Source organism: Streptomyces sp. Pv4-95, from assembly GCF_045782725.1.
Lineage (GTDB): Bacteria > Actinomycetota > Actinomycetes > Streptomycetales > Streptomycetaceae > Streptomyces.
In genome coordinates this window covers 1,736,812-1,755,620 of the sequence record NZ_CP127172.1, presented here as the reverse complement: position 1 = coordinate 1,755,620, position 18,809 = coordinate 1,736,812, and the positions used below count along the sequence as shown (strand labels likewise).

The window sequence follows — 18,809 nt, the reverse complement described above, 5'->3', positions numbered from 1 at the left end:
CCGCTTCCAATTGAACGATAAACCATTGAGCGGCGCTCCAGCGAAGGGGGTGGCCCCTCTCACGCGGAGGCGGGCGGGCCGAAGGGGGTGGCCCCTCCCGGGGCGCCGCTCGCGCCGCCGTCAGGCCTGGGCCGGTGAGCTCACCTGGCGGAAGAGGTTCTCGACGCGGGTCTGGCTCAGGAGCCTGCGCAGCCGCTGGTCGGTGATCACGAGGGTGACGCTGCCGCCGGTCGCCAGCAGTCGACGGGCGGTCGTGACCAGCGGGTCGAGGCCGGTGGTGTCCATGAAGGTCACGTCGCGCAGGTCGACCAGGATGCGGTCCCGGGTGGCGGTGGCCGCGGCGAGGGTCGCGCAGACGCGCGGGGCGGTGAGGACATCCTGCTCCCCCTCCAGCGTGACGATGGCCGGGCCGTCGTGGTTCACGGGGGTGGCGGTCAAGGGGTGTCCTTCCGTCCTGCTCCGGGCACCGTGGGTGGTGGTGCCGCTGGATCACCAGCCTAGAGCGGCCGAGCGGACAGACAGAAGTAAATCAGGCCAAAAGAGACATAGATGACATTCTCGCTGGGATGGGTGAGGCGAAGGGGCGCGCCCGGCCGACGCGTGGCCGGCGCCCGGCGCCGCCGCCCTTGTCTCAGGACCCGGCCCGGTGGCCCTTCGACTCCACCGGCGTGAGCGCGGCCTTGGTGACGTCCGCGACCAGCTCGACGACATCGGGTCCGTACGCCTGGGAGTTGACCACCTTCAGCAGCAGGCAGAACTGGCCGTCGGCCCCGTGCTTCCGGGCCAGCCGGGCCCGGTTGCGCACCAGGTGGCGGACCGCGGCCCGGTGGGTGACCGGGCGCTGGCCGGCCGCCAGGAACACCGGTCGGTCCCCCTCGCCCGCCCTCAGCCGCGCCAGCAGGACGTATTCGACCGCGCCGGGCTCCATCCGGTACGTCGAGCCGCCGATGGCGAAGGTGCCGCGGTCGGTGCCGGACTCCTCGCCCGGCTGCACCGCGACGCCCGGCAGCAGGTTCGCGAGGTGGGCCGCCAGCCGGCGGTGCGCCGTCGGGTCCCCGACGCAGAACTCGGTGCGCGCACCGAAGCCCTGCAGTCCGGTGTCGTGCGGGGCGACCTCCGGGTGCGCCCCGCAGTTCTCGATGACCGCGGCCAGGCCCAGCAGCGCCAGCGCGTCGTGCCGCGGGATGCTCCAGTGGGCCGAGGTGCTGTCCCGGTGGGTGACCAGCACACACTCCGAACCGGACGGCAGTCCGAAGAAGCTCTGCTCGCGGGTCAGCTTCCGGCGGGCCGCCGCCGATTGCGCGGCCCAGCCGGCCGCGAGGCCCACGATGAGGGCCACGCCGGCCGCGGTCAGGAGCAGCAGGGTGTCGTCCATGGCGGGGGAGCGTAGCGGCTGTACGGGTGTGTGTTCGAGGGTGGGGCGGACTGCGGGGAGGGCCCTGGGTTGCCTTGTCCTGATCCATGCGGGCATATCCGTACGCGCCTGCGGAACGGGCGCCGCGATGCCCTCTGTCGTCGCGCAGTTCCCGCGAGTAGGCTCCGGCCCCTGCCGCCGCCGCGCTCGCGCCCTGGAGGACATTCCGGTATGGCGAAAGCCCGTCGTCTCACCGTCCTTGGAGCGGCCGCAGCGCTGGCCGGCTCCCTGGTCGCGGTTCCGGCCAGTGCCCGGACGGTGTCCCCGCACCCCGGCCCCTCGGCGTCCGACCGCTCCACCACCGCCACACCGGCGAAGACCCCGGTCGCCGTCGGCCGCGGCGGGGCGGTGTCCAGCGTCGACCCGGACGCCTCGGCCGCCGGCATCGAGGTGCTGGAGAAGGGCGGCAACGCCGTGGACGCGGCGGTCGCCACGGCGGCCGCCCTCGGCGTCACCGAGCCCTACTCCGCGGGCGTCGGCGGCGGTGGCTACCTGGTCTACTACGACGCGAAGTCGCGCGGCGTACGGACCATCGACGGGCGGGAGACCGCGCCGCGCTCGGCGGGCAAGGACCTCTTCCTGGAGAACGGCAAGCCCATCCCGTTCGACGACGCGGTCACCAGCGGCCTGGGCGTCGGCACGCCGGGCACCCCGGCCACCTGGGACGCCGCCCTGGACAAGTGGGGCAGCCGCTCCCTCGGCCAGGTGCTGCGGCCGGCGCAGAAGTTGGCCCGGCAGGGATTCACCGTCGATGAGACCTTCCGGCGGCAGACCGCGGACAACGAGGACCGCTTCCGCGACTTCCCCGCCAGCGCCGGCCTCTTCCTCCCCGGCGGCGAACTGCCGGTGGTCGGCTCGACTCTCAAGAACCCCGATCTGGCCCGCACCTACGGACAGTTGGCGCACCGTGGCGTCGAAGCGCTCTACGAGGGAGAGCTCGGCAAGGACGTCGTGCGGACCGTCCGGAAGCCCCCGGTACGGGACGGCGCCGAGCGCACGGTGCGGCCCGGCGACCTGACCGCGAACGACCTGCGGACCTACGAGGCACTCAGCCAGGCGCCGACCCGCACCGGCTACCGCGGCCTGGACGTATACGGCATGGCGCCGTCCTCCTCGGGCGGCACCAGCGTCGCCGAGGCGCTCAACATCCTGGAGCGGAGCGACGTTTCGCGGCTGAGCGAGAAGCAGTATCTGCACCGGTACATCGAGGCCGGCCGGATCGCGTTCGCCGACCGCGGCCGCTGGGTCGGCGACCCGGCGCACGAGGATGTGCCGACCAAGGGCCTCACCGGGCAGCGGTTCGCCGACTCGCGGGAGTGCCTGATCGACGACGGCAAGGCGCTGACCAGCCCGCTCGCACCCGGCGACCCGCGTCACCCCGCGCGTTGCGGCAGCGCGGGCGAGGCCGCGCCGACGACGTACGAGGGCGAGAACACCACGCATCTGACCGTCGCCGACAAGTGGGGCAACGTCGTCGCCTACACGCTGACCATCGAGCAGACCGGCGGCAGCGGCATGGTCGTTCCCGGCCGCGGCTTCCTGCTCAACAACGAACTCACGGACTTCTCCTTCGCGCCCGCGAGCCCCGCCGTGCACGACCCCAACCTGCCCGGCCCCGGCAAGCGGCCCCGCTCGTCGATGTCGCCGACGATCGTGCTGCGCGACGGCCGGCCGGTGGTGGCCCTCGGCTCGCCGGGCGGCGCGACCATCATCACCACGGTCCTGCAGACCCTCCTCAACCACCTGGACCGCGGAATGCCGCTGGTCGACGCCATCGCCGCACCGCGTGCCAGCCAGCGCAACGCCGCGGCCACCGAAGTCGAACCGGGCCTGTGGAACAGCAAGGTGCGCGGCCAACTCGAAGCGCTCGGGCACGCGTTCAAGCAGAATCCGGAGATCGGCGCGGCGACCGGTGTCCAGCGACTGCCCGACGGCCGTTGGCTGGCCGCGGCCGAGAAGGTGCGGCGCGGCGGCGGATCGGCCATGGTGGTCCGCGCGTCGTAGCCGGAAAGTGCTCCTCCCGCACACCGTGTGCGGCGTCCGTGTGTCGTCGACGTACCCGCCGCGCGGCGTCATTGCTGGCCCTCACCGCGGCGACTAGCCTCCTGGGACCGTTCGTTCGAACAGCGACGGTCCCAGGGAGGGCACGCACCGTGAGCGTTGACGACAGCCGTGACAGCAAGGCCGGAGCAGCGTCGGCGGGCCCACCGCGGGCCGGGGAGTGCGAGGGCCTCGCCGAGCAGGCGCGGGCCCTGGCCGACGGTCAGGTGAGTTCGGCCGCGCTGGTCCTGCGGTCACTGGACCGCATCGAGGCCACCCAGGGCAGCGTCAACGCCTTCCGGCGGGTACGGGCCGAGGAGGCGATGGCGGAGGCCGAGGAGGCCGACCGCCGGCTCGCGGCCGGCGAGCGGCTGCCGCTGCTCGGCGTGCCGGTCGCGGTCAAGGACGACACCGATGTGGCGGGTGAGCCGACCGCGTTCGGCTGTGCCGGGGAGTTCCCGCCCAAGCAGCGGGACGCCGAGGTGGTCCGGCGGCTGCGTGCCGCCGGCGCGGTCATCGTCGGCAAGACCAACGCCTGCGAGCTGGGCCAGTGGCCGTTCACCGAGGGCCCGGCCTTCGGCGAGACGCGCAACCCGTGGAACCTCGGCCACACACCGGGAGGCTCCTCCGGCGGCTCGGCCGCCGCGGTCGCCGCGGGTCTGGTGCCCGCCGCGCTGGGCACCGACGGCGCCGGCTCGGTCCGTATCCCCGCCGCCTGGTCCCATCTGGTCGGCATCAAGCCGCAGCGCGGCCGCATCTCCACCTGGCCGGACGCGGAGGCGTTCCAGGGCATCACGGGCATCGGCCCGCTGGCCCGCACGGTCGAGGACGCGGCCCTGCTGCTCGACGCGGCGAGCGGCAACCACGACGGCGATCTGCACCGGCCGCCCGCGGTCGCGGCCCGTGAGGCCGCCGGCCGGGACCCGGGGCGGCTGCGCATCGCGCTGTCCTGGAAGCCGGCCTTCACCGGAACACCCAAGCCGCTGCACCCCGACGTCCGGACGGCGGTCACCGCGCTGGCGCGCACCCTGGCCCGGCTCGGCCACTTCGTCGAGGAGGCCGAACCGGACTACGGGCTGGTGGGCCTGGCGTTCGTCCCCCGCGCCACGGCCGGCGTGGGGGAGTGGGCAGCCAGGGTTCCCGACCGCTCCCTGCTCGACCGGCGCACCCGCGGTGCGGTGCGCCTGGGGCGGCTGCTCGGCGGGCCGGTGCTGCGCCGGGCGCGGGCCGTGGAGAGGCGTCAACAGGGGCGTATCGGCGCCCTGTTCGGGTCCTACGACGTTTTGCTGACGCCGACCACCGCCACGCCGCCGCCGCGCATCGGCACCCTCGCCAAGCTCAGCGGATGGCGTACGGACCAGGCCATGATCGCGGCGTGCCCGTACGCCTGGCCGTGGAACGTCCTGGGCTGGCCGGGCATGAGCGTGCCCGCCGGGTTCAGCGCGGACGGGCTGCCCCTGGGCGCGCAACTGCTCGGTCCCGCGCACAGTGAACCGCACCTGATCTCCCTGGCCGCGCAGCTCCAGGACGACATGCGCTGGCACGAGCGCCGTCCGGCGGTGCATCCGGCGCGGTGACGCGGGTGCACCGCCGGACGGCGCTGATCCGCCGTCGGGCCGGCAGCCTCAGCGCCTCATCGGTCGCCGTCGAGGAGGGCGAGGATCGCGTCCGTCGTGTCGGTCTCGCCCAGCCGGGGGAAGATCTTCTCCAGGGCGTGGCGGTGTGAGCCCTCGTCCAGGTCGGTGACCGCGTCGGTGGCGACGGTGACGTGGTAGCCGTGCTCGTGGGCGGCGCGGGCGCTGGACTCCACTCCGATGCTGGTGGCGATGCCGGCGAACACCACCTGCGTCACGCCGCGGCGGCGCAGCTCCAGGTCGAGGCCGGTGCCGTGGAAGGCGCCCCACTGCTTCTTGGTGACCAGGATGTCCTCGGGCCGGCGGTCGAGTGCGTCGACCAGCTCGGCCCAGTCGGCCGGCGGGGTGCCGCCGCGCGCCGCCGTCTCCGTACGGCCCGGGGCGCCGCCGGTGACGTTCACCAGGACGACGGGCAGCCCCTGCGCGCGGAAGGCGGCGGCCAGCCGGGCGCCGCGTGCGATGACCTCGTCGGCGGGGTGGACGGTGGGCAACGCGGCGATGCCCTTCTGCAGGTCTATCAGGACCAGCGCGGACGTGGCATCGAGCGTGGTGGCGGGCATGGTGGCTCCTCGTAGGGGTGGGGGCGGCGCGGAACAGCCCCCGTCGGTCAGCCTCCCGGACCGGCGGGCCGGTCCGTGGGGCGTGGGCGACGGCGGGCGGTCAACCCTGTGTCAGCCGGCGCATCAGCCCGGCCGCCGCGGCGAGTGTGCGGCGTTCCTCCGCGGTCAGCCGGTCGGTGATGGCCACGGTCAGCCAGTCGTGCTTGGCCCGCCGTACGGCGGCGAGCGTCCGGCGGCCCTCGTCGGTGAGGGAGAAGACGACCTGCCGTCCGTCGGTCGGGTGCGGGCTGCGGGCGAGAACACCGCGCTCCTCCAGCGCAGCGAGGGTCACCCGCATCGACTGCGGGCGGACCAGCTCCGCGCGGGCGAGCGCCGCGGTGGTGGCCGGCCCCCGGGTGTCGATGCGGGAGAGGACCGAGCGCTGGGTGGGGGTGAACTCGCCCTGGGGGGACGCAGCGCGAAGATGCCGCATCAGCTGGGCCACGGTGGCGCCCAGGTCGGCGGCAAGCTCTTCCGGCTCGTTTTCCGGCATGCCGCCAGCCTAAAAGTTCAACAGTTGAACTTTTAGGCTGGCTGCTGTGTGCGGCGCAGGAAAACTCCCTGTAGCACGGCGGTCACCCTCGCGGAAACATCCCTGGTGTCGAATGCGGGCGGATGGGGGAGTCCGGTCGCAGGGGAGGGGTGCAGGCATGTCGGAGACTCAACTCCGTCGGCCGGTGGCGGAGTTCGCGCACTTTCTGACCGATCTCGCGCATCGGCTCGACCCGGCGGCCGGATGGTACGGAGTCTTCGTGCACCGTGACCCGGAGGGCATGCGCGCCTGCCTGGAGGGCCGCGACGTGCCCCCGTGGGACGTGGTGGAGTCGATGCTGCACGACCTTGCCGGGCCGCGTGGCGACCAGCCCCTGGGGGACGCGGTACCGAGGGCCCGGCAGCTGCACGCACGGGCGGTCGCGGACCATGACGCCACGCCGGGCGGCCGGTACGCGCTGCGCGAGCGGCTGGACATCATGCGGGCCGAGCACCAGCAGGCGGCCCTCCGCGCCCGCGAACTCCAGGGAGCGGTGTGGGCGGCGACGGGTACGCCGGAAGGCGAGCGGCTGGCCGAGGAACTGGCCTGGGCCGAGGACGACTGCACCCGCGCGGGCGTGCGGGTCCGCGAGCTCGGCGCCCGGCTGGAGGCGCTCGGCAGGGCCGAGGCGGAGACGACGGACGCTACGGCCCTGCCGACGGAGTTCCCGGCTCCGCTGCGGGCGGTGGGGCCGGTCGCGGCAGCGGAGACCGCCGTGGCGGCTTCCGCGGGCGCCGCCGTGGAGGCCGCACCGCAGCAGGCGCCCGAGCGGGGCGCGCGGACCAAGGCCAAGGGCAAGGGGAAGAAGCCCCCCAAGGGCAAGGGGGCAGGACGGCCTCGTGGCGCACGCTTTGCGGGGCTGGAGCCGACCGAGGATGCGGCGGATGCGGCGGACGCCGCGCCGCTGCTCCCGGCCATCGGCCCGTTCACCCCGCCGGTACCGGCGCCGGACGCGGCGGATGACCGGCAGGGCGTGCCCGCTGCCGCCACCCCGCGCGGAGCCCGGTTCGCCGGTGCCTACGACGATGTCCCCCCGGCCGAGGATGCCGCCCCCGCCGTCGTCGATCCCGTCGCGCACCGGGCCGCCGCCGACGCCGTGGCGCGCCTCGCGCACCTGCGCGCGGCCGGCGACGGCGGCCTCGCGCACGCCGAACTGTGCGCCGCCGCGAACCGCCCGGCCCGCGAACTCCCGCACCTCATCGGCGAACTGGAGCGCGCCGGCCTCGGCTCCGACGTGCCCACCCTGCTCTGGGAAGCGGCGTGCCTGCCGCCCGACGGGCTCGCCGCCGCAGCCGACGCGCTGGCCGGCGCGGGCCGCACGGAGGACAGCGCGAAGCTGCTCCGGCAAGGGGTGGCCCGCCCCGTCGCCGAGGTGGGCAGGGCTGCGCTGGAACTGCTGGCACGGAACCGCACGGCACAGGCCCGCGAACTGCTCGCCGCGCTCGTCCGTGCCCGTACGCCCGAGGAGTCCGCCGCCATGGCCGCGGTCGCCCCCGACACACTCGGGCCCCTGCTCCTGGACGCGGCCACCGACGTCTCGCCGCACCGGCACAGCGATATCGCGCACGCGCTGCGCGCGACGGGTCACGACGGCCCCGCCTGACCGCGCCACCGCGGACGCGCCGCAGCGAGAGATGGTCTTGCCACCGTGCGTGACGGGGCTTACGGTCACCTCCACACGCGTAGACCCGCGTGGCCTGCAGGCTGACGCACCGACAAAGGAGCAGCTCATGGCCGATGTTGTGCGTGCCGCACTGGTCCAGGCGACCTGGACCGGCGACACCGAATCGATGATCGCGAAGCACGAGGAGTACGCCCGGGCGGCGGCCGCGCAGGGCGCGAAGGTGATCGGCTTCCAAGAGGTCTTCAACGCTCCGTACTTCTGCCAGGTGCAGGATCCGGAGCACTACCGCTGGGCCGAGCCGGTGCCGGACGGGCCGACCGTACGCAGGATGCAGGACCTCGCCCGGGAGACCGGCATGGTGATCGTGGTCCCGGTCTTCGAGATCGAGCAGGCCGGCTTCTACTACAACACCGCGGCCGTCATCGACGCCGACGGCACCGTCCTCGGGACGTACCGCAAACACCACATCCCGCAGGTCAAGGGCTTCTGGGAGAAGTTCTACTTCAAGCCGGGGAACGCCGGCTGGCCGGTCTTCGACACCGCCGTCGGCAAGGTCGGCGTCTACATCTGCTACGACCGCCATTTCCCCGAGGGCTGGCGCCAGTTGGGTCTCAACGGCGCCCAGCTCGTCTACAACCCCTCCGCCACCTCCCGCGGTCTGTCGGCCTATCTGTGGCAGCTGGAGCAGCCCGCCGCCGCGGTCGCCAACGAATACTTCATCGCGGCGATCAACCGGGTCGGTGTGGAGGAGTACGGCGACAACGACTTCTACGGGAGCAGCTACTTCGTCGACCCGCGCGGTCAGTTCGTCGGCGAGGTGGCCAGCGACTCCAAGGAGGAGCTGATCGTCCGCGACCTCGACTTCTCGCTGATCGACGAGGTGCGCAGGCAATGGGCGTTCTACCGCGATCGCCGCCCCGACGCGTACGAAGGACTGGTGCAGCCGTGACGCACGACTCCCCGACCCTGCACAGCAGGCACCGCGCCGTGCTGCCCTCCTGGCTCAGCCTCTACTACGAGCGGCCCCTGGAGATCACCCACGGCGAGGGCCGCTACGTCTGGGACGCCGAGGGCAACCGCTACCTCGACTTCTTCGGCGGCATCCTCACCACCATGACGGCGCACGCGCTGCCCGAGGTCACCAAGGCGGTCAGCGAACAGGCCGGCCGCATCATCCACACCTCGACGCTCTACCTCTCGCGCCCCATGGTGGACCTGGCGGAGCGGATCGCCGCGCTCTCCGGGATCCCCGACGCCCGCGTCTTCTTCACCACCTCCGGTACGGAGGCCAACGACGCGGCCCTGCTGCTGGCCACCACGCACCGCCGCTCCAACCAGATCCTGGCGATGCGCAACAGCTATCACGGCAGGTCGTTCTCCTCCATCGGCATCACGGGCAACGCCAGTTGGTCCCCGACCAGCCTCTCGCCGCTGCAGACGCTCTACGTCCACGGCGGGGTGCGCAGCCGCGGCCCGTACGCGCACCTGGGCGACGGCGAGTACATCGCCGCCTGCGTCGCGGACCTGGAGGACATGCTCGACCAGACCGCGGGCGGTGTGGCCGCGCTGATCGCCGAACCGATCCAGGGGGTCGGCGGGTTCACCGCGCCGCCGGACGGCCTCTACGCGGCGTTCCGCGAGGTCCTCGCCCGGCGCGGCATCCTATGGATCAGCGACGAGGTGCAGACCGGCTGGGGCCGCACCGGTGAGCACTTCTGGGGCTGGCAGGCGCACGCCGACAACGGCCCGCCCGACCTGCTGACCTTCGCGAAGGGCATCGGCAACGGCATGTCCATCGGCGGCGTGGTGGCCCGCGCCGAGGTGATGGACTCGCTCAGCGCGAACTCCATCTCGACCTTCGGCGGCAGCCCGGTCACCATGGCCGCCGGCCTCGCCAACCTCAACTACCTCCTGGAGCACGACCTGCAGGGCAACGCCCGGCGGGTCGGCGGCCTCCTCATCGAACGACTGCGGGCGATCACCGCCCGGCTCGACGTCGTACGGGAGGTGCGCGGCCGGGGTCTGATGATCGGCGTCGAGATGGTCCGGCCGGGCACCGACGAGCGGTCGCCGGAGGCGGCGAACCTGGCGCTGGAGGCAGCCAGGGAGCGCGGCCTGCTCATCGGCAAGGGCGGTCAGGGCGGGGCGTCGCTCCGGATCGCGCCCCCGATGTCGCTGAACGTCGCCGAGGCCGAGGAGGGCGCGGAGCTGCTCGCCGAGGCGTTGCAGGAGGCGCAGGTGAAGTCGACCGCGTCGTAGCGGTGCGGGGCGTGACCGCGGCCGGGGCGAGGGAGTTGTCCTGGCCGCGGCCGCGGCCGGGAACCGTCCCACGAACCGTCGGCTGACGGCCCGCCAGGGACCGCCGGCGGTCTCACGCCGTGCCGGCCGCTTCCCGCACGGTCTCCGCCACCAGGGTGAAGAACCGGGTGTGCGCGCGCCGGCTGCACGGTGCCTCGGGGTTCCACGGCAGGACCCGGGCCCTGGCCTCGATCGCCCTCCAGTGCGCGTCGGTCCGCAGCTGCTCGGGGCGGGCGGCGTTGACCCGGACGTCCATCAGCACGATGTCGGGGTCCATCGCCGCGGCCTCCGCCCAGCCGACCGTGGACCAGTTCGCGCCCGACCCGGCCGCCGGCTCCACCAGGCCGACGCCGTGCTCGGTGAGCGCCCGCAGGTCCGGCCAGGCGCCGGGCCTTGCCAGGTGCACGCGATCCGGGCCCGCGGGGGAGAGTGCCACCACCCGCGGCCGCACCGGGCCTGCGCAGACCTGCCGGAGGTCGTCCTCCGACGCGTCCAACTCCCTTGCCACCGGCATCGGTTCACCCTGCCCCAGGGAGCCGGCGAGCGCGGCGAACCGCTCGCGCACCTCGGCGAGCCCGCGCCCCGGGCCCACCGCGACGCAGGCCACCGGGACATGCGTCTCCAGCTCCAGCGCGGTCTTCTGCTCCAGCCCGTAGACCTGGTCGCCGTCGTAGGTGACGGCCACCACGAGGTCGGGTTCCGCCTCCAGCAGGGTGTCCGGATGCAGCGCGCCGCCCGATCCGAGGTAGGGGATCTCCGCCAGCGGCAGCTCTCCGCCCTTGGCGGGATCGGGGGCGGCGCCGTCGTGCTGGGACCCGAACAGCCCCACGGGGCGGATGCCGTGGTCCCACAGCGTCGCCCCCGCCTGTATGTACGCCACGATCCGTAACGGTCGCTCGCCGGCCACCGCCAGGCGCCCGCGGTCGTCGGAGAACTCCCACGGTGTGCTCTGCTCCATGACGTGTCGCCTCTCTGACGTCCTGTGGTCCTCGTCCCGAAGACCTCCCCGGCGCCGTCGGCCGGCTCGGTCCGTGCTGCCGGCGCCGGCCCCCGTCGCGCGGCCGTGGGCCCGGTGGTGCGGCGCCACTCGCGCCCGCCGGTGCCGTCCGTCGATCCCCGCTCCCGTCGAGGGCTCGGCCGGCTTCGGCGATTACCTGCCCAGTGCGGCGCCCTCGCACCCCTCCGCGGACGGCCCGGGGGCGCCCGGCCGGCACGTCCCGCCCCGCGCGCGGTTCAACCGTCCAGCCGATCATCCGGGCAACACGAACGTCTCCGCTGATTAACGGTCACGGTATTGCCACCGTGGGTGACATGCTTCTACGGTCTCCTTCTCGACCGGAATCTACGGGTGTAGACCGGTTGTGGCGCGGCGTCAGCGGAGCAGGCATGCCGAGGGGATGGTGCGCGTCGAGCTTCGCCTCCCGGTGCCGCCGATGTTGCTCGTGTGGAAGGGAGCAGGGATTGTGAGCCGTACGGTCATCAGCGGTGGTCTGGTCATCACCGCCGCCGACGAGGTCCACGCCGACGTCCTGGTGGAGGACGGCCGGGTCGCCGCCCTCGCGGCCGAGGGCAGCGCGGCGGCCGAGAGCTGGCGGGAGTCCGCGGACCGCCACATCGACGCCACGGGCAGATACGTCATCCCGGGCGGCGTCGACGCCCACACCCACCTCGACTTCCCCTTCGGCGGGACGTTCTCCTCGGACACCTTCGAGACCGGCACCCGGGCCGCGGCGTGGGGCGGTACGACCACCCTCGTCGACTTCGCCGTCCAGTCCCGCGGCCAGGCGCTGCGTGAGGGCCTGGATCTCTGGCACGCCAAGTCGGACGCGCAGTGCGCCATCGACTACGGCTTCCACATGATCCTCTCCGACGTGAACGAGCACACGCTCAAGGAGATGGACCTGCTCGTCGCCGAGGGCGTCACGTCCTTCAAGCTGTTCACCGCCTACCCCGGCGTCTTCTACAGCGACGACGGCCAGATCCTGCGCGCGATGCAACGCGCCGCGGGAAACGGCGGGCTGATCATGATGCATGCCGAGAACGGCATCGCCATCGACGTGCTCGTCGAACAGGCGCTGGCCGCGGGCAAGACCGATCCGCGCTACCACGGCGAGGTCCGGCGAGTGCTGCTGGAGGCCGAGGCCACCCACCGCACGATCCAGCTGGCGCGGGTCGCCGACGCGCCGCTGTACGTCGTGCACGTCTCCGCGGAGGAAGCCCTCGCGGAGATCGCCCAGGCCCGGGACAAGGGGCTGAACGTCTTCGGCGAGACCTGCCCGCAGTACCTGTTCCTGTCGACGGACAATCTCGCGGAACCGGACTTCGAGGGCGCCAAGTACGTGTGCAGCACGCCGCTGCGGCCCCGGGAGCACCAGGCGGCGCTGTGGCGGGGACTGCGTACCAACGACCTCCAGGTCGTCTCCACCGACCACTGCCCCTTCTGCTTCCAGGGGCAGAAGGAACTCGGCCGCGGAGACTTCTCCAAGATCCCCAACGGTATGCCCGGCGTGGAGCACCGCATGGACCTCCTCCACCAGGGCGTGGTGGAGGGCCGGATCAGCCGCCGCCGCTGGATCGAGATCGCCTGCGCCACCCCGGCCCGGATGTTCGGCCTCTATCCGAAGAAGGGCACCATCGCCCCCGGCACCGACGCCGACATCGTCATCTACGACCCCACGGCCGAACAGACCCTCTCCGTCGACACCCATCACATGAACGTCGACTACTCCGCCTACGAGGGCAAGCACCTCACCGGACAGGTCGAGTCGGTCCTCTCACGCGGTGAACTCGTCATCGACCGCCGAGAGTTCGCCGGGCGCGCGGGACACGGGCAGTACATCCCGCGCGGCACCTGCCAGTACCTCATCTAAGGAGCGCCGCCGTGGACTTCGGAGTTGTCCTGCAGGCCGACCCGCCCGCATCCGCTGTCGTCTCCCTGATGCGCCGCGCCGAGCGTAACGGCTTCCGCTACGGCTGGACCTTCGACTCGGTGGTGCTGTGGCAGGAGCCGTTCGTCATCTACAGCCGCATCCTGGAACACACCGAGCGCCTGATCGTCGGCCCCATGGTCACCAACCCCTCCACCCGGGCCCCGGAGGTCACCGCCTCCACCTTCGCCACCCTCAACGAGATGTACGGCAACCGCACCGTCTGCGGCATCGGGCGTGGCGACTCCGCGATGCGGGTGGCCGGCCGGCCACCGAACACCCTCGCCCGGCTCGGCGAGGCGATCGGCGTCATCCGCGACCTGGCCGAGGGCCGGGAGGCGGAGGTGGGCGGGCACCGGATCCGGATCCCCTGGATCAAGGACGGCAAACTGCCGGTCTGGATGGGCGCCTACGGCCCCAAGGCCCTGGAGATGACCGGCCGGCTGGCGGACGGCTTCATCCTCCAGCTCGCCGACCCCTTCCTCACCGAATGGATGATCAAAGCGGTCCGCAAGGCCGCCGCGGACGCCGGACGCGACCCCGCCGACGTCACCATCTGCGTGGCCGCGCCCGCCTACGTCGGCGACGATCTCGCGCACGCCCGCGAGCAGTGCCGCTGGTTCGGCGGGATGGTCGGCAACCACGTCGCCGATCTCGTCAGCCGCTACGGCGAGCACTCCGGCATGGTGCCCGAGGAGCTGACCGACTACATCAAGGCCCGCGCGGGCTACGACTACTCCCACCACGGCAGGGCGGGCAACCCGGACACCGCCTTCGTCCCGGACGCGATCATCGACCGGTTCTGCCTGCTGGGCCCGCCCGAGGCGCACATCGACAAGCTCCGGGCGCTGAAGGATCTGGGCGTGGACCAGTTCGCGGTCTACGCCATGCACGACGCCAAGGAATCCACCCTCGACGCGTACGGAGAACGGATCATTCCCGCACTCGCCGACTGAACAGGCGCTGGACCGGGGGCAGTTGCGGAACTGCGCCGCGGTGGCCGGGGAGACCCCGGCCGTCGCGCGCAGGGCCGCCGCGCCCGGCGGCCGGCGGCCCGTGTCCGGACGAAAGGTCTCCGCATGACCGCCACCTCGCCACCCGTCCCGCCGGAAGTCCCCGAGCCGTCCACCCACCCGCGCACCGCGGACGGCCGCGTCGAGCCGTCGCCCGGCGCGATCGAGCCGCACGGCCGGTACGTCAACGCCGACCTGCGCCCGGTGCCCCTGGCCGAACGCCGCTGGACCACCTACAACTTCGCGGCCCTCTGGATCGGGATGGCCCACAACATCCCGTCCTGGACGCTCGCCTCCGGCCTGGTCGCGCTCGGCATGGACTGGAAGCAGGCCGTCTTCACGATCGCGCTGGCCAATGTCGTCGTCCTCGGGCCGATGCTGCTCACCGGCCACGCCGGGCCGAAGTACGGCATACCGTTCCCCGTTCTGGCCCGTGCGTCGTTCGGACTGCGCGGCGCCAACCTCCCGGCACTGATCCGGGCGGCGGTCGCCTGCTGCTGGTTCGGCATCCAGACCTGGATCGGCGGTCAGGGCATCTACATCCTGCTGGGCAAGATAACCGGCGGGAGCTGGGCCGACGCGGCGGTCATCGGTGGCTACCCGTGGACACTGTGGCTCTGCTTCCTCGCCTTCTGGGCCCTCGAACTCGCCATCATCCACCGGGGGATGGAGACCCTCCGGCGCTTCGAGAACTGGGCGGCCCCCTTCGTCCTCATCGGCGCCGTGGTGCTGCTGATCTGGATGGCCGGCAAGGCCGGCGGCCTCGGCCCGCTCCTGGATCAGCCCGGCACCCTCGGCTGGGACCGCGACTTCTGGCCGGTCTTCTTCCCGTCCCTGATGGGCATGATCGGCTTCTGGGCGACGCTCTCCCTCAACATCCCGGACTTCACCCGCTTCGGCGCCGGGCAGCGGGCCCAGATCTGGGGCCAGACGCTCGGCCTGCCCACCACCATGACCGCCTTCGCGCTGCTGTCGGTCTTCGTCACCTCCGGCTCGCAGGCCGTCTACGGCGCCCCGATCTGGGACCCGGTCGCCCTGGCCGGCAAGACCGACAACGTCTTCGGCCTGGTCTTCGCACTGGTGACCGTCCTCATCGCGACGATCTCGGTGAACATCGCGGCCAACGTCGTCTCGCCCGCCTACGACCTCGCCCATCTCGCCCCGCGCTTCCTCACCTTCCGCCGGGGCGCCCTGATCACCGGCGTCGTCGGCGTCCTCATCCTTCCGTGGAAGCTCACCGCCACCCCCGAGCTGTACATCTTCCTGTGGCTCGGTGTGGTCGGCGGTCTGCTCGGCGCCGTCGCCGGCATCCTCATCGCCGACTACTGGATCGTCCGCCGCACCCTGCTCGACCTCGCCGACCTCTACCGGCCCGACGGCCGCTACTGGTACGCGCACGGCTGGAACTGGCGGGCGGTTGCCGCCTTCGGCGTCGGCGGGCTGCTCGCCGTCGGCGGCTCGTACTCCCAGCCGGGGAAGGGGCCTTTCCCGGCCGACGGGCTCGTCCCCGTCCTCAAGCCGCTCGCCGACTACGGCTGGGCCGTGGGGCTGACCGCCTCGCTGCTCCTCTACACCCTGCTGATGCTGCCCACGGCGCGCGCCCACCGCAGGCCGGCCACGCGGACCGCCGGGCCGCACTGAGCCGCCCGGCGCACACGCCCGCGCCCGCAACGGGCGCGGCGGTGCGGCGGGTCACGCCGCCGTACCGCCGCGCCGCCGTGCCGGGCGACGGAGCCGGGCGGGCCGCGTCAGGCGAGGTCCGCCAGCAGCTCCGGGAGCGCGCTGCCGATCGGCTCGCGGACCACCTCGTCGGCGAGTGCGTCGTACGGCGTCGGCTCGGCGTTGATGATGATCAGCCGGGCGCCGTGCTCGGCCGCCACCCCGGCCAGGGAGGCCGCGGGCTGCACCTGGAGCGTCGTGCCGACCGCCAGGAATACATCGGCGGCCTTCGCCACGCCCAGCGCCGTGCCCAGCACCTGCGGGTCGAGATGCTCGCCGAACATCACCGTCGCCGACTTCAGGATGCCGCCGCACACCAGGCACGCGGGGTCGGGATCGCCCGCCGCCACCCGGGCCAGCGCCTCCTCCATCGAGGACCGGGCATGGCAGCGGGTACAGGTCACGGCACGGATGGTGCCGTGCAGCTCCAGGACCTTGCGCGGGGGCACCCCCGCCAGCTGGTGCAGCCCGTCGACGTTCTGGGTGAGGACACGCACCGGCGTCCCGGACCGCTCCAGCCGGGCGACGGCCTCGTGGCCGGCGTTCGGCCGCGCCCGGAACGCCGGGCTGTCCTGCCGCATCCGCCAGGAGCGGCGGCGGATCTCCGGATCGGCCATGTACGCGTCGTAGGTGACGAGCTTCTCCGCCTCCGGGTCCCGGCGCCACACCCCGTTCGGGCCGCGGTAGTCGGGGATCCCGGAGTCGGTGGAGATGCCCGCCCCGCTCAGGATCGCCACCAGCGGGCGGTGGGACGGCTGCGGGGACGACGGCTGGTCGGGAGTCGGGTCGGTGCCGGTCATGCCGCGAGCGTACGCAGCCGGTGCGCCTGCCGTCCTGTCACTTCTGCTCGCTCCTCGGTGTCGTGGACGCCCGGGAGGGGGGAGCGGCGGGGCCGGTTGCGGCGGGTCCACCGTCCGACGCCGGGCGGATCTTCGGGGAGGTGCCCACCGCCGAACCACGGCGCCGGGCCCGGTGCAGGGCGTCAGCGACTCGTCGGCGTGCATACGATCCGGCCGTCCCGGGGAGGTGGCCGACGGGGGTGCGGGCGGCCCGACGGCCACCCTCCCCGCCGCTCTCCGCGACCGCCCCCGCGCACGGTGACCGCCCGACCCGCCCGCCCGCACACAGAACGAGGAGCCCCGTGTTCACCACCCGCCCGACTCTCCAAGGCACCTTCGGGATGGCCTCCACGACGCACTGGCTGGCGTCCCAGTCCGCGATGGCCGTCCTGGAGGACGGCGGCAACGCCTACGACGCCGCGGTCGCCGCGGGGTTCGTGCTGCACGTCGTGGAGCCGCATCTGAACGGGCCGGCGGGCGAGGTGCCGATCATCCTGGCACCGGTCGGCGGACCGGTGCGGGTGCTGTGCGGCCAGGGCCCGGCCCCGGCCGGGGCGAGCGTGGCGCACTACACGGCACTCGGCCTGGACCTCGTCCCCGGCACCGGGCCGCTCGCCGCCGCCGTGCCCGGCGCCTTCGACGCCTGGATGCTGCTGCTGCGCGACCACGGCACCAAGACCCTCGCCGAGGTGCTGCGGTACGCGATCGGCTACGCCGAGCACGGGCACCCCGCCGTCGAACGCATCGGTGAGACGGTCGAGACGGTCCGCGAGCTGTTCGAGACGGAGTGGACCACCTCCGCGGAGATCTACCTCCCGGGTGGCAGGTCCGTCGCCCCGGGCGGCCTGCTGAGGAACCGGCCGATGGCCGCGACCTGGCGCCGGCTGATCGCCGAGGCGGAGGCGGCTTCGGCGGCCCGTGAGGCGCAGATCGACGCCGCCCGCCGGGTATGGCGCGAGGGCTTCATCGGCGAGGCCCTCGCCGACTTCGCCGCCCGGCCGGCCAAGGACACCTCGGGGGAACGCCACGCGGGCACCCTCTCCGGCGACGACCTGGCCGCCTTCTCCGCCACCTACGAGGAGCCCGTCACCCACGACTGGAACGGCTGGACCGTCGCCAAGGCCGGCGGCTGGTCCCAGGGCCCGTCCTTCCTCCAGCAACTCGCCCTGCTGCCCGATGAGTTGCCCGAGTACGGCAGCCCCGACTACGTCCATCTGCTGATCGAGGGCACCAAGCTCGCGATGGCCGACCGCGAGGCCTGGTACGGCGACGCCGACGACGTGCCGCTCGACACCCTGCTCGGCGCCGACTACAACGCCGCCCGCCGAGCCCTTATCGGTGAGCGCGCCTCGTACGCGCTGCGGCCGGGCAGCCCCGACGGCCGTACCCCCAGGCTGAGCAAGCACGCGCTGGCGGTCGCGGCGGGCGAGGACGCGTTCGACGCCACGGGGGCCGCCGGCAGCGGGGCGGGGGAGCCGACCGTCGCCCGCGGCGTGCCCTCCGAGGTGGCCCCTGAGATCGACCGGGACGGCGCCACCCGCGGTGACACCTGCCACATCGACGTCGTGGACCGCTGGGGCAACCTCGTCTCCGCGACGCCCTCCGGCGGCTGGCTCCAGTCCAACCCGGTCATCCCGGCCCTGGGCTTCCCTCTCGGCACCCGGCTGCAGATGGCCTGGCTGGAGGACGGGCTGCCGAACTCCCTCACCCCTGGGCGCCGCCCCCGCACCACCCTCACACCCTCCCTCGCGCTGCGTGACGGGATCCCGGTCATGGCCTTCGGCACACCCGGCGGCGACCAGCAGGACCAGTGGCAGGTGCACTTCTTCCTGGCCGCCGTACTCCGCCGCGAGGTCCGCGGCGGCCTCGACCTGCAAGGCGCCATCGACGCCCCGAACTGGCACAACGACTCCTTCCCCGGCTCCTTCTTCCCCCGCGCCATGCGGCCCGGCAGCGTCACCGTGGAGTCCCGCATCGGCGTGCCGGCCATCGAGGCGCTGCGCCGGCGTGGTCACCTCGTGACGGTCGGTGACGCCTGGTCGGAAGGGCGGCTGTGCGCCGTGCTGAGGGATCCGGAGACGGGCGTGCTCTCCGCCGGGGCGAATCCGCGGGGCATGCAGGGGTACGCGGTGGGGCGCTGACCAGGAACGGAAGCGGGTAAAGGGGGCCG

15 protein-coding genes are annotated in these 18,809 nt (G+C 73.3%); 9 read left to right on the top strand and 6 right to left on the bottom strand.

The window, feature by feature from the left end; all coding sequences use genetic code 11:
- Positions 1-120: 120 nt before the first annotated feature.
- Positions 121-438: an STAS domain-containing protein gene (locus QOM21_RS07930; RefSeq protein ID WP_407549035.1), complete on the bottom strand. Its 318-nt coding sequence runs from the start codon at positions 436-438 to the stop codon at positions 121-123.
- A 193-nt stretch (positions 439-631) separates the two neighbouring features.
- Entirely contained in the window at positions 632-1,375 is a 744-nt protein-coding gene (locus QOM21_RS07925; RefSeq protein WP_407549034.1) for a hypothetical protein, read from the bottom strand.
- Positions 1,376-1,585: 210 nt separating this feature from the next.
- On the opposite strand from QOM21_RS07925, the gene ggt reads away from it, so the two are divergent.
- Positions 1,586-3,418: a gamma-glutamyltransferase gene (gene ggt, locus QOM21_RS07920; protein WP_407549033.1), complete on the top strand. Its 1,833-nt coding sequence runs from the start codon at positions 1,586-1,588 to the stop codon at positions 3,416-3,418.
- Positions 3,419-3,567: 149 nt separating this feature from the next.
- On the top strand, positions 3,568-5,031 hold the full coding sequence (locus QOM21_RS07915) for an amidase (protein WP_407549032.1): 1,464 nt from the start codon (positions 3,568-3,570) through the stop codon (positions 5,029-5,031).
- Positions 5,032-5,087: 56 nt separating this feature from the next.
- On the opposite strand, the gene QOM21_RS07910 is transcribed toward QOM21_RS07915, so the two are convergent.
- Both QOM21_RS07910 and QOM21_RS07905 read right to left on the bottom strand, forming a co-directional pair.
- The gene (locus tag QOM21_RS07910) at positions 5,088-5,648 is read right to left on the bottom strand and encodes an isochorismatase family protein (protein ID WP_407549031.1); all 561 of its coding nucleotides are present in this window, start codon (positions 5,646-5,648) and stop codon (positions 5,088-5,090) included.
- A gap of 100 nt (positions 5,649-5,748) precedes the next feature.
- The gene (locus QOM21_RS07905; protein ID WP_407549030.1) at positions 5,749-6,180 is read right to left on the bottom strand and encodes a MarR family winged helix-turn-helix transcriptional regulator; all 432 of its coding nucleotides are present in this window, start codon (positions 6,178-6,180) and stop codon (positions 5,749-5,751) included.
- A 157-nt stretch (positions 6,181-6,337) separates the two neighbouring features.
- Between QOM21_RS07905 and QOM21_RS07900 the strand changes: the two genes are divergently transcribed.
- The 3 genes from QOM21_RS07900 to QOM21_RS07890 all read left to right on the top strand — a co-directional run bounded on the left by QOM21_RS07900 (position 6,338) and on the right by QOM21_RS07890 (position 10,102).
- On the top strand, positions 6,338-7,822 hold the full coding sequence (locus tag QOM21_RS07900) for a hypothetical protein (protein WP_407549029.1): 1,485 nt from the start codon (positions 6,338-6,340) through the stop codon (positions 7,820-7,822).
- A 127-nt stretch (positions 7,823-7,949) separates the two neighbouring features.
- Positions 7,950-8,792 (top strand): nitrilase-related carbon-nitrogen hydrolase, encoded by an 843-nt coding sequence (locus tag QOM21_RS07895; RefSeq protein WP_407549028.1) that lies wholly within the window; start codon positions 7,950-7,952, stop codon positions 8,790-8,792.
- Positions 8,789-10,102, top strand: a complete 1,314-nt coding sequence (locus QOM21_RS07890; RefSeq protein WP_407549027.1) for an aspartate aminotransferase family protein — start codon at positions 8,789-8,791, stop codon at positions 10,100-10,102. Before QOM21_RS07895 ends, QOM21_RS07890 begins: the two co-directional genes overlap by 4 nt.
- A 112-nt stretch (positions 10,103-10,214) precedes the next feature.
- Here the strand turns inward: QOM21_RS07890 and QOM21_RS07885 are convergent, their stop codons facing one another.
- Positions 10,215-11,099: an ABC transporter substrate-binding protein gene (locus QOM21_RS07885; RefSeq protein WP_407549026.1), complete on the bottom strand. Its 885-nt coding sequence runs from the start codon at positions 11,097-11,099 to the stop codon at positions 10,215-10,217.
- A 505-nt stretch (positions 11,100-11,604) separates the two neighbouring features.
- Here QOM21_RS07885 and hydA point away from each other — a divergent pair.
- From hydA to QOM21_RS07870, 3 genes are all read left to right on the top strand, one after another.
- Positions 11,605-13,011 carry a dihydropyrimidinase gene (gene hydA / locus QOM21_RS07880; RefSeq protein ID WP_407549025.1) on the top strand — a complete coding sequence of 469 codons (1,407 nt, stop codon included), beginning with the start codon at positions 11,605-11,607 and terminating at the stop codon, positions 13,009-13,011.
- An 11-nt stretch (positions 13,012-13,022) separates the two neighbouring features.
- Positions 13,023-14,024 carry a TIGR03842 family LLM class F420-dependent oxidoreductase gene (locus QOM21_RS07875; RefSeq protein ID WP_407549024.1) on the top strand — a complete coding sequence of 334 codons (1,002 nt, stop codon included), beginning with the start codon at positions 13,023-13,025 and terminating at the stop codon, positions 14,022-14,024.
- A gap of 123 nt (positions 14,025-14,147) precedes the next feature.
- Positions 14,148-15,722, top strand: a complete 1,575-nt coding sequence (locus QOM21_RS07870; RefSeq protein WP_407549023.1) for an NCS1 family nucleobase:cation symporter-1 — start codon at positions 14,148-14,150, stop codon at positions 15,720-15,722.
- Positions 15,723-15,829: 107 nt separating this feature from the next.
- On the opposite strand, the gene QOM21_RS07865 is transcribed toward QOM21_RS07870, so the two are convergent.
- A complete protein-coding gene (locus QOM21_RS07865) occupies positions 15,830-16,600 on the bottom strand; it encodes an SIR2 family NAD-dependent protein deacylase (protein ID WP_407549022.1) in 771 nt (256 codons plus the stop codon).
- Positions 16,601-16,941: 341 nt separating this feature from the next.
- Here QOM21_RS07865 and QOM21_RS07860 point away from each other — a divergent pair, with 341 nt between their 5' ends.
- A complete protein-coding gene (locus QOM21_RS07860) occupies positions 16,942-18,780 on the top strand; it encodes a gamma-glutamyltransferase family protein (protein WP_407549021.1) in 1,839 nt (612 codons plus the stop codon).
- Positions 18,781-18,809: the final 29 nt, after the last annotated feature.

What these genes read in the sequence shown, in the direction of transcription:
- QOM21_RS07910 (WP_407549031.1), bottom strand. Translation starts at nt 5,648, where the DNA reads ATGCCCGCCACCACGCTCGATGCCACGTCCGCGCTGGTCCTGATAGAC.
- QOM21_RS07900 (WP_407549029.1), top strand. Translation starts at nt 6,338, where the DNA reads ATGTCGGAGACTCAACTCCGTCGGCCGGTGGCGGAGTTCGCGCACTTT.
- ggt (WP_407549033.1), top strand. Translation starts at nt 1,586, where the DNA reads ATGGCGAAAGCCCGTCGTCTCACCGTCCTTGGAGCGGCCGCAGCGCTG.
- QOM21_RS07865 (WP_407549022.1), bottom strand. Translation starts at nt 16,600, where the DNA reads ATGACCGGCACCGACCCGACTCCCGACCAGCCGTCGTCCCCGCAGCCG.
- QOM21_RS07895 (WP_407549028.1), top strand. Translation starts at nt 7,950, where the DNA reads ATGGCCGATGTTGTGCGTGCCGCACTGGTCCAGGCGACCTGGACCGGC.
- QOM21_RS07905 (WP_407549030.1), bottom strand. Translation starts at nt 6,180, where the DNA reads ATGCCGGAAAACGAGCCGGAAGAGCTTGCCGCCGACCTGGGCGCCACC.
- QOM21_RS07925 (WP_407549034.1), bottom strand. Translation starts at nt 1,375, where the DNA reads ATGGACGACACCCTGCTGCTCCTGACCGCGGCCGGCGTGGCCCTCATC.
- QOM21_RS07885 (WP_407549026.1), bottom strand. Translation starts at nt 11,099, where the DNA reads ATGGAGCAGAGCACACCGTGGGAGTTCTCCGACGACCGCGGGCGCCTG.
- QOM21_RS07870 (WP_407549023.1), top strand. Translation starts at nt 14,148, where the DNA reads ATGACCGCCACCTCGCCACCCGTCCCGCCGGAAGTCCCCGAGCCGTCC.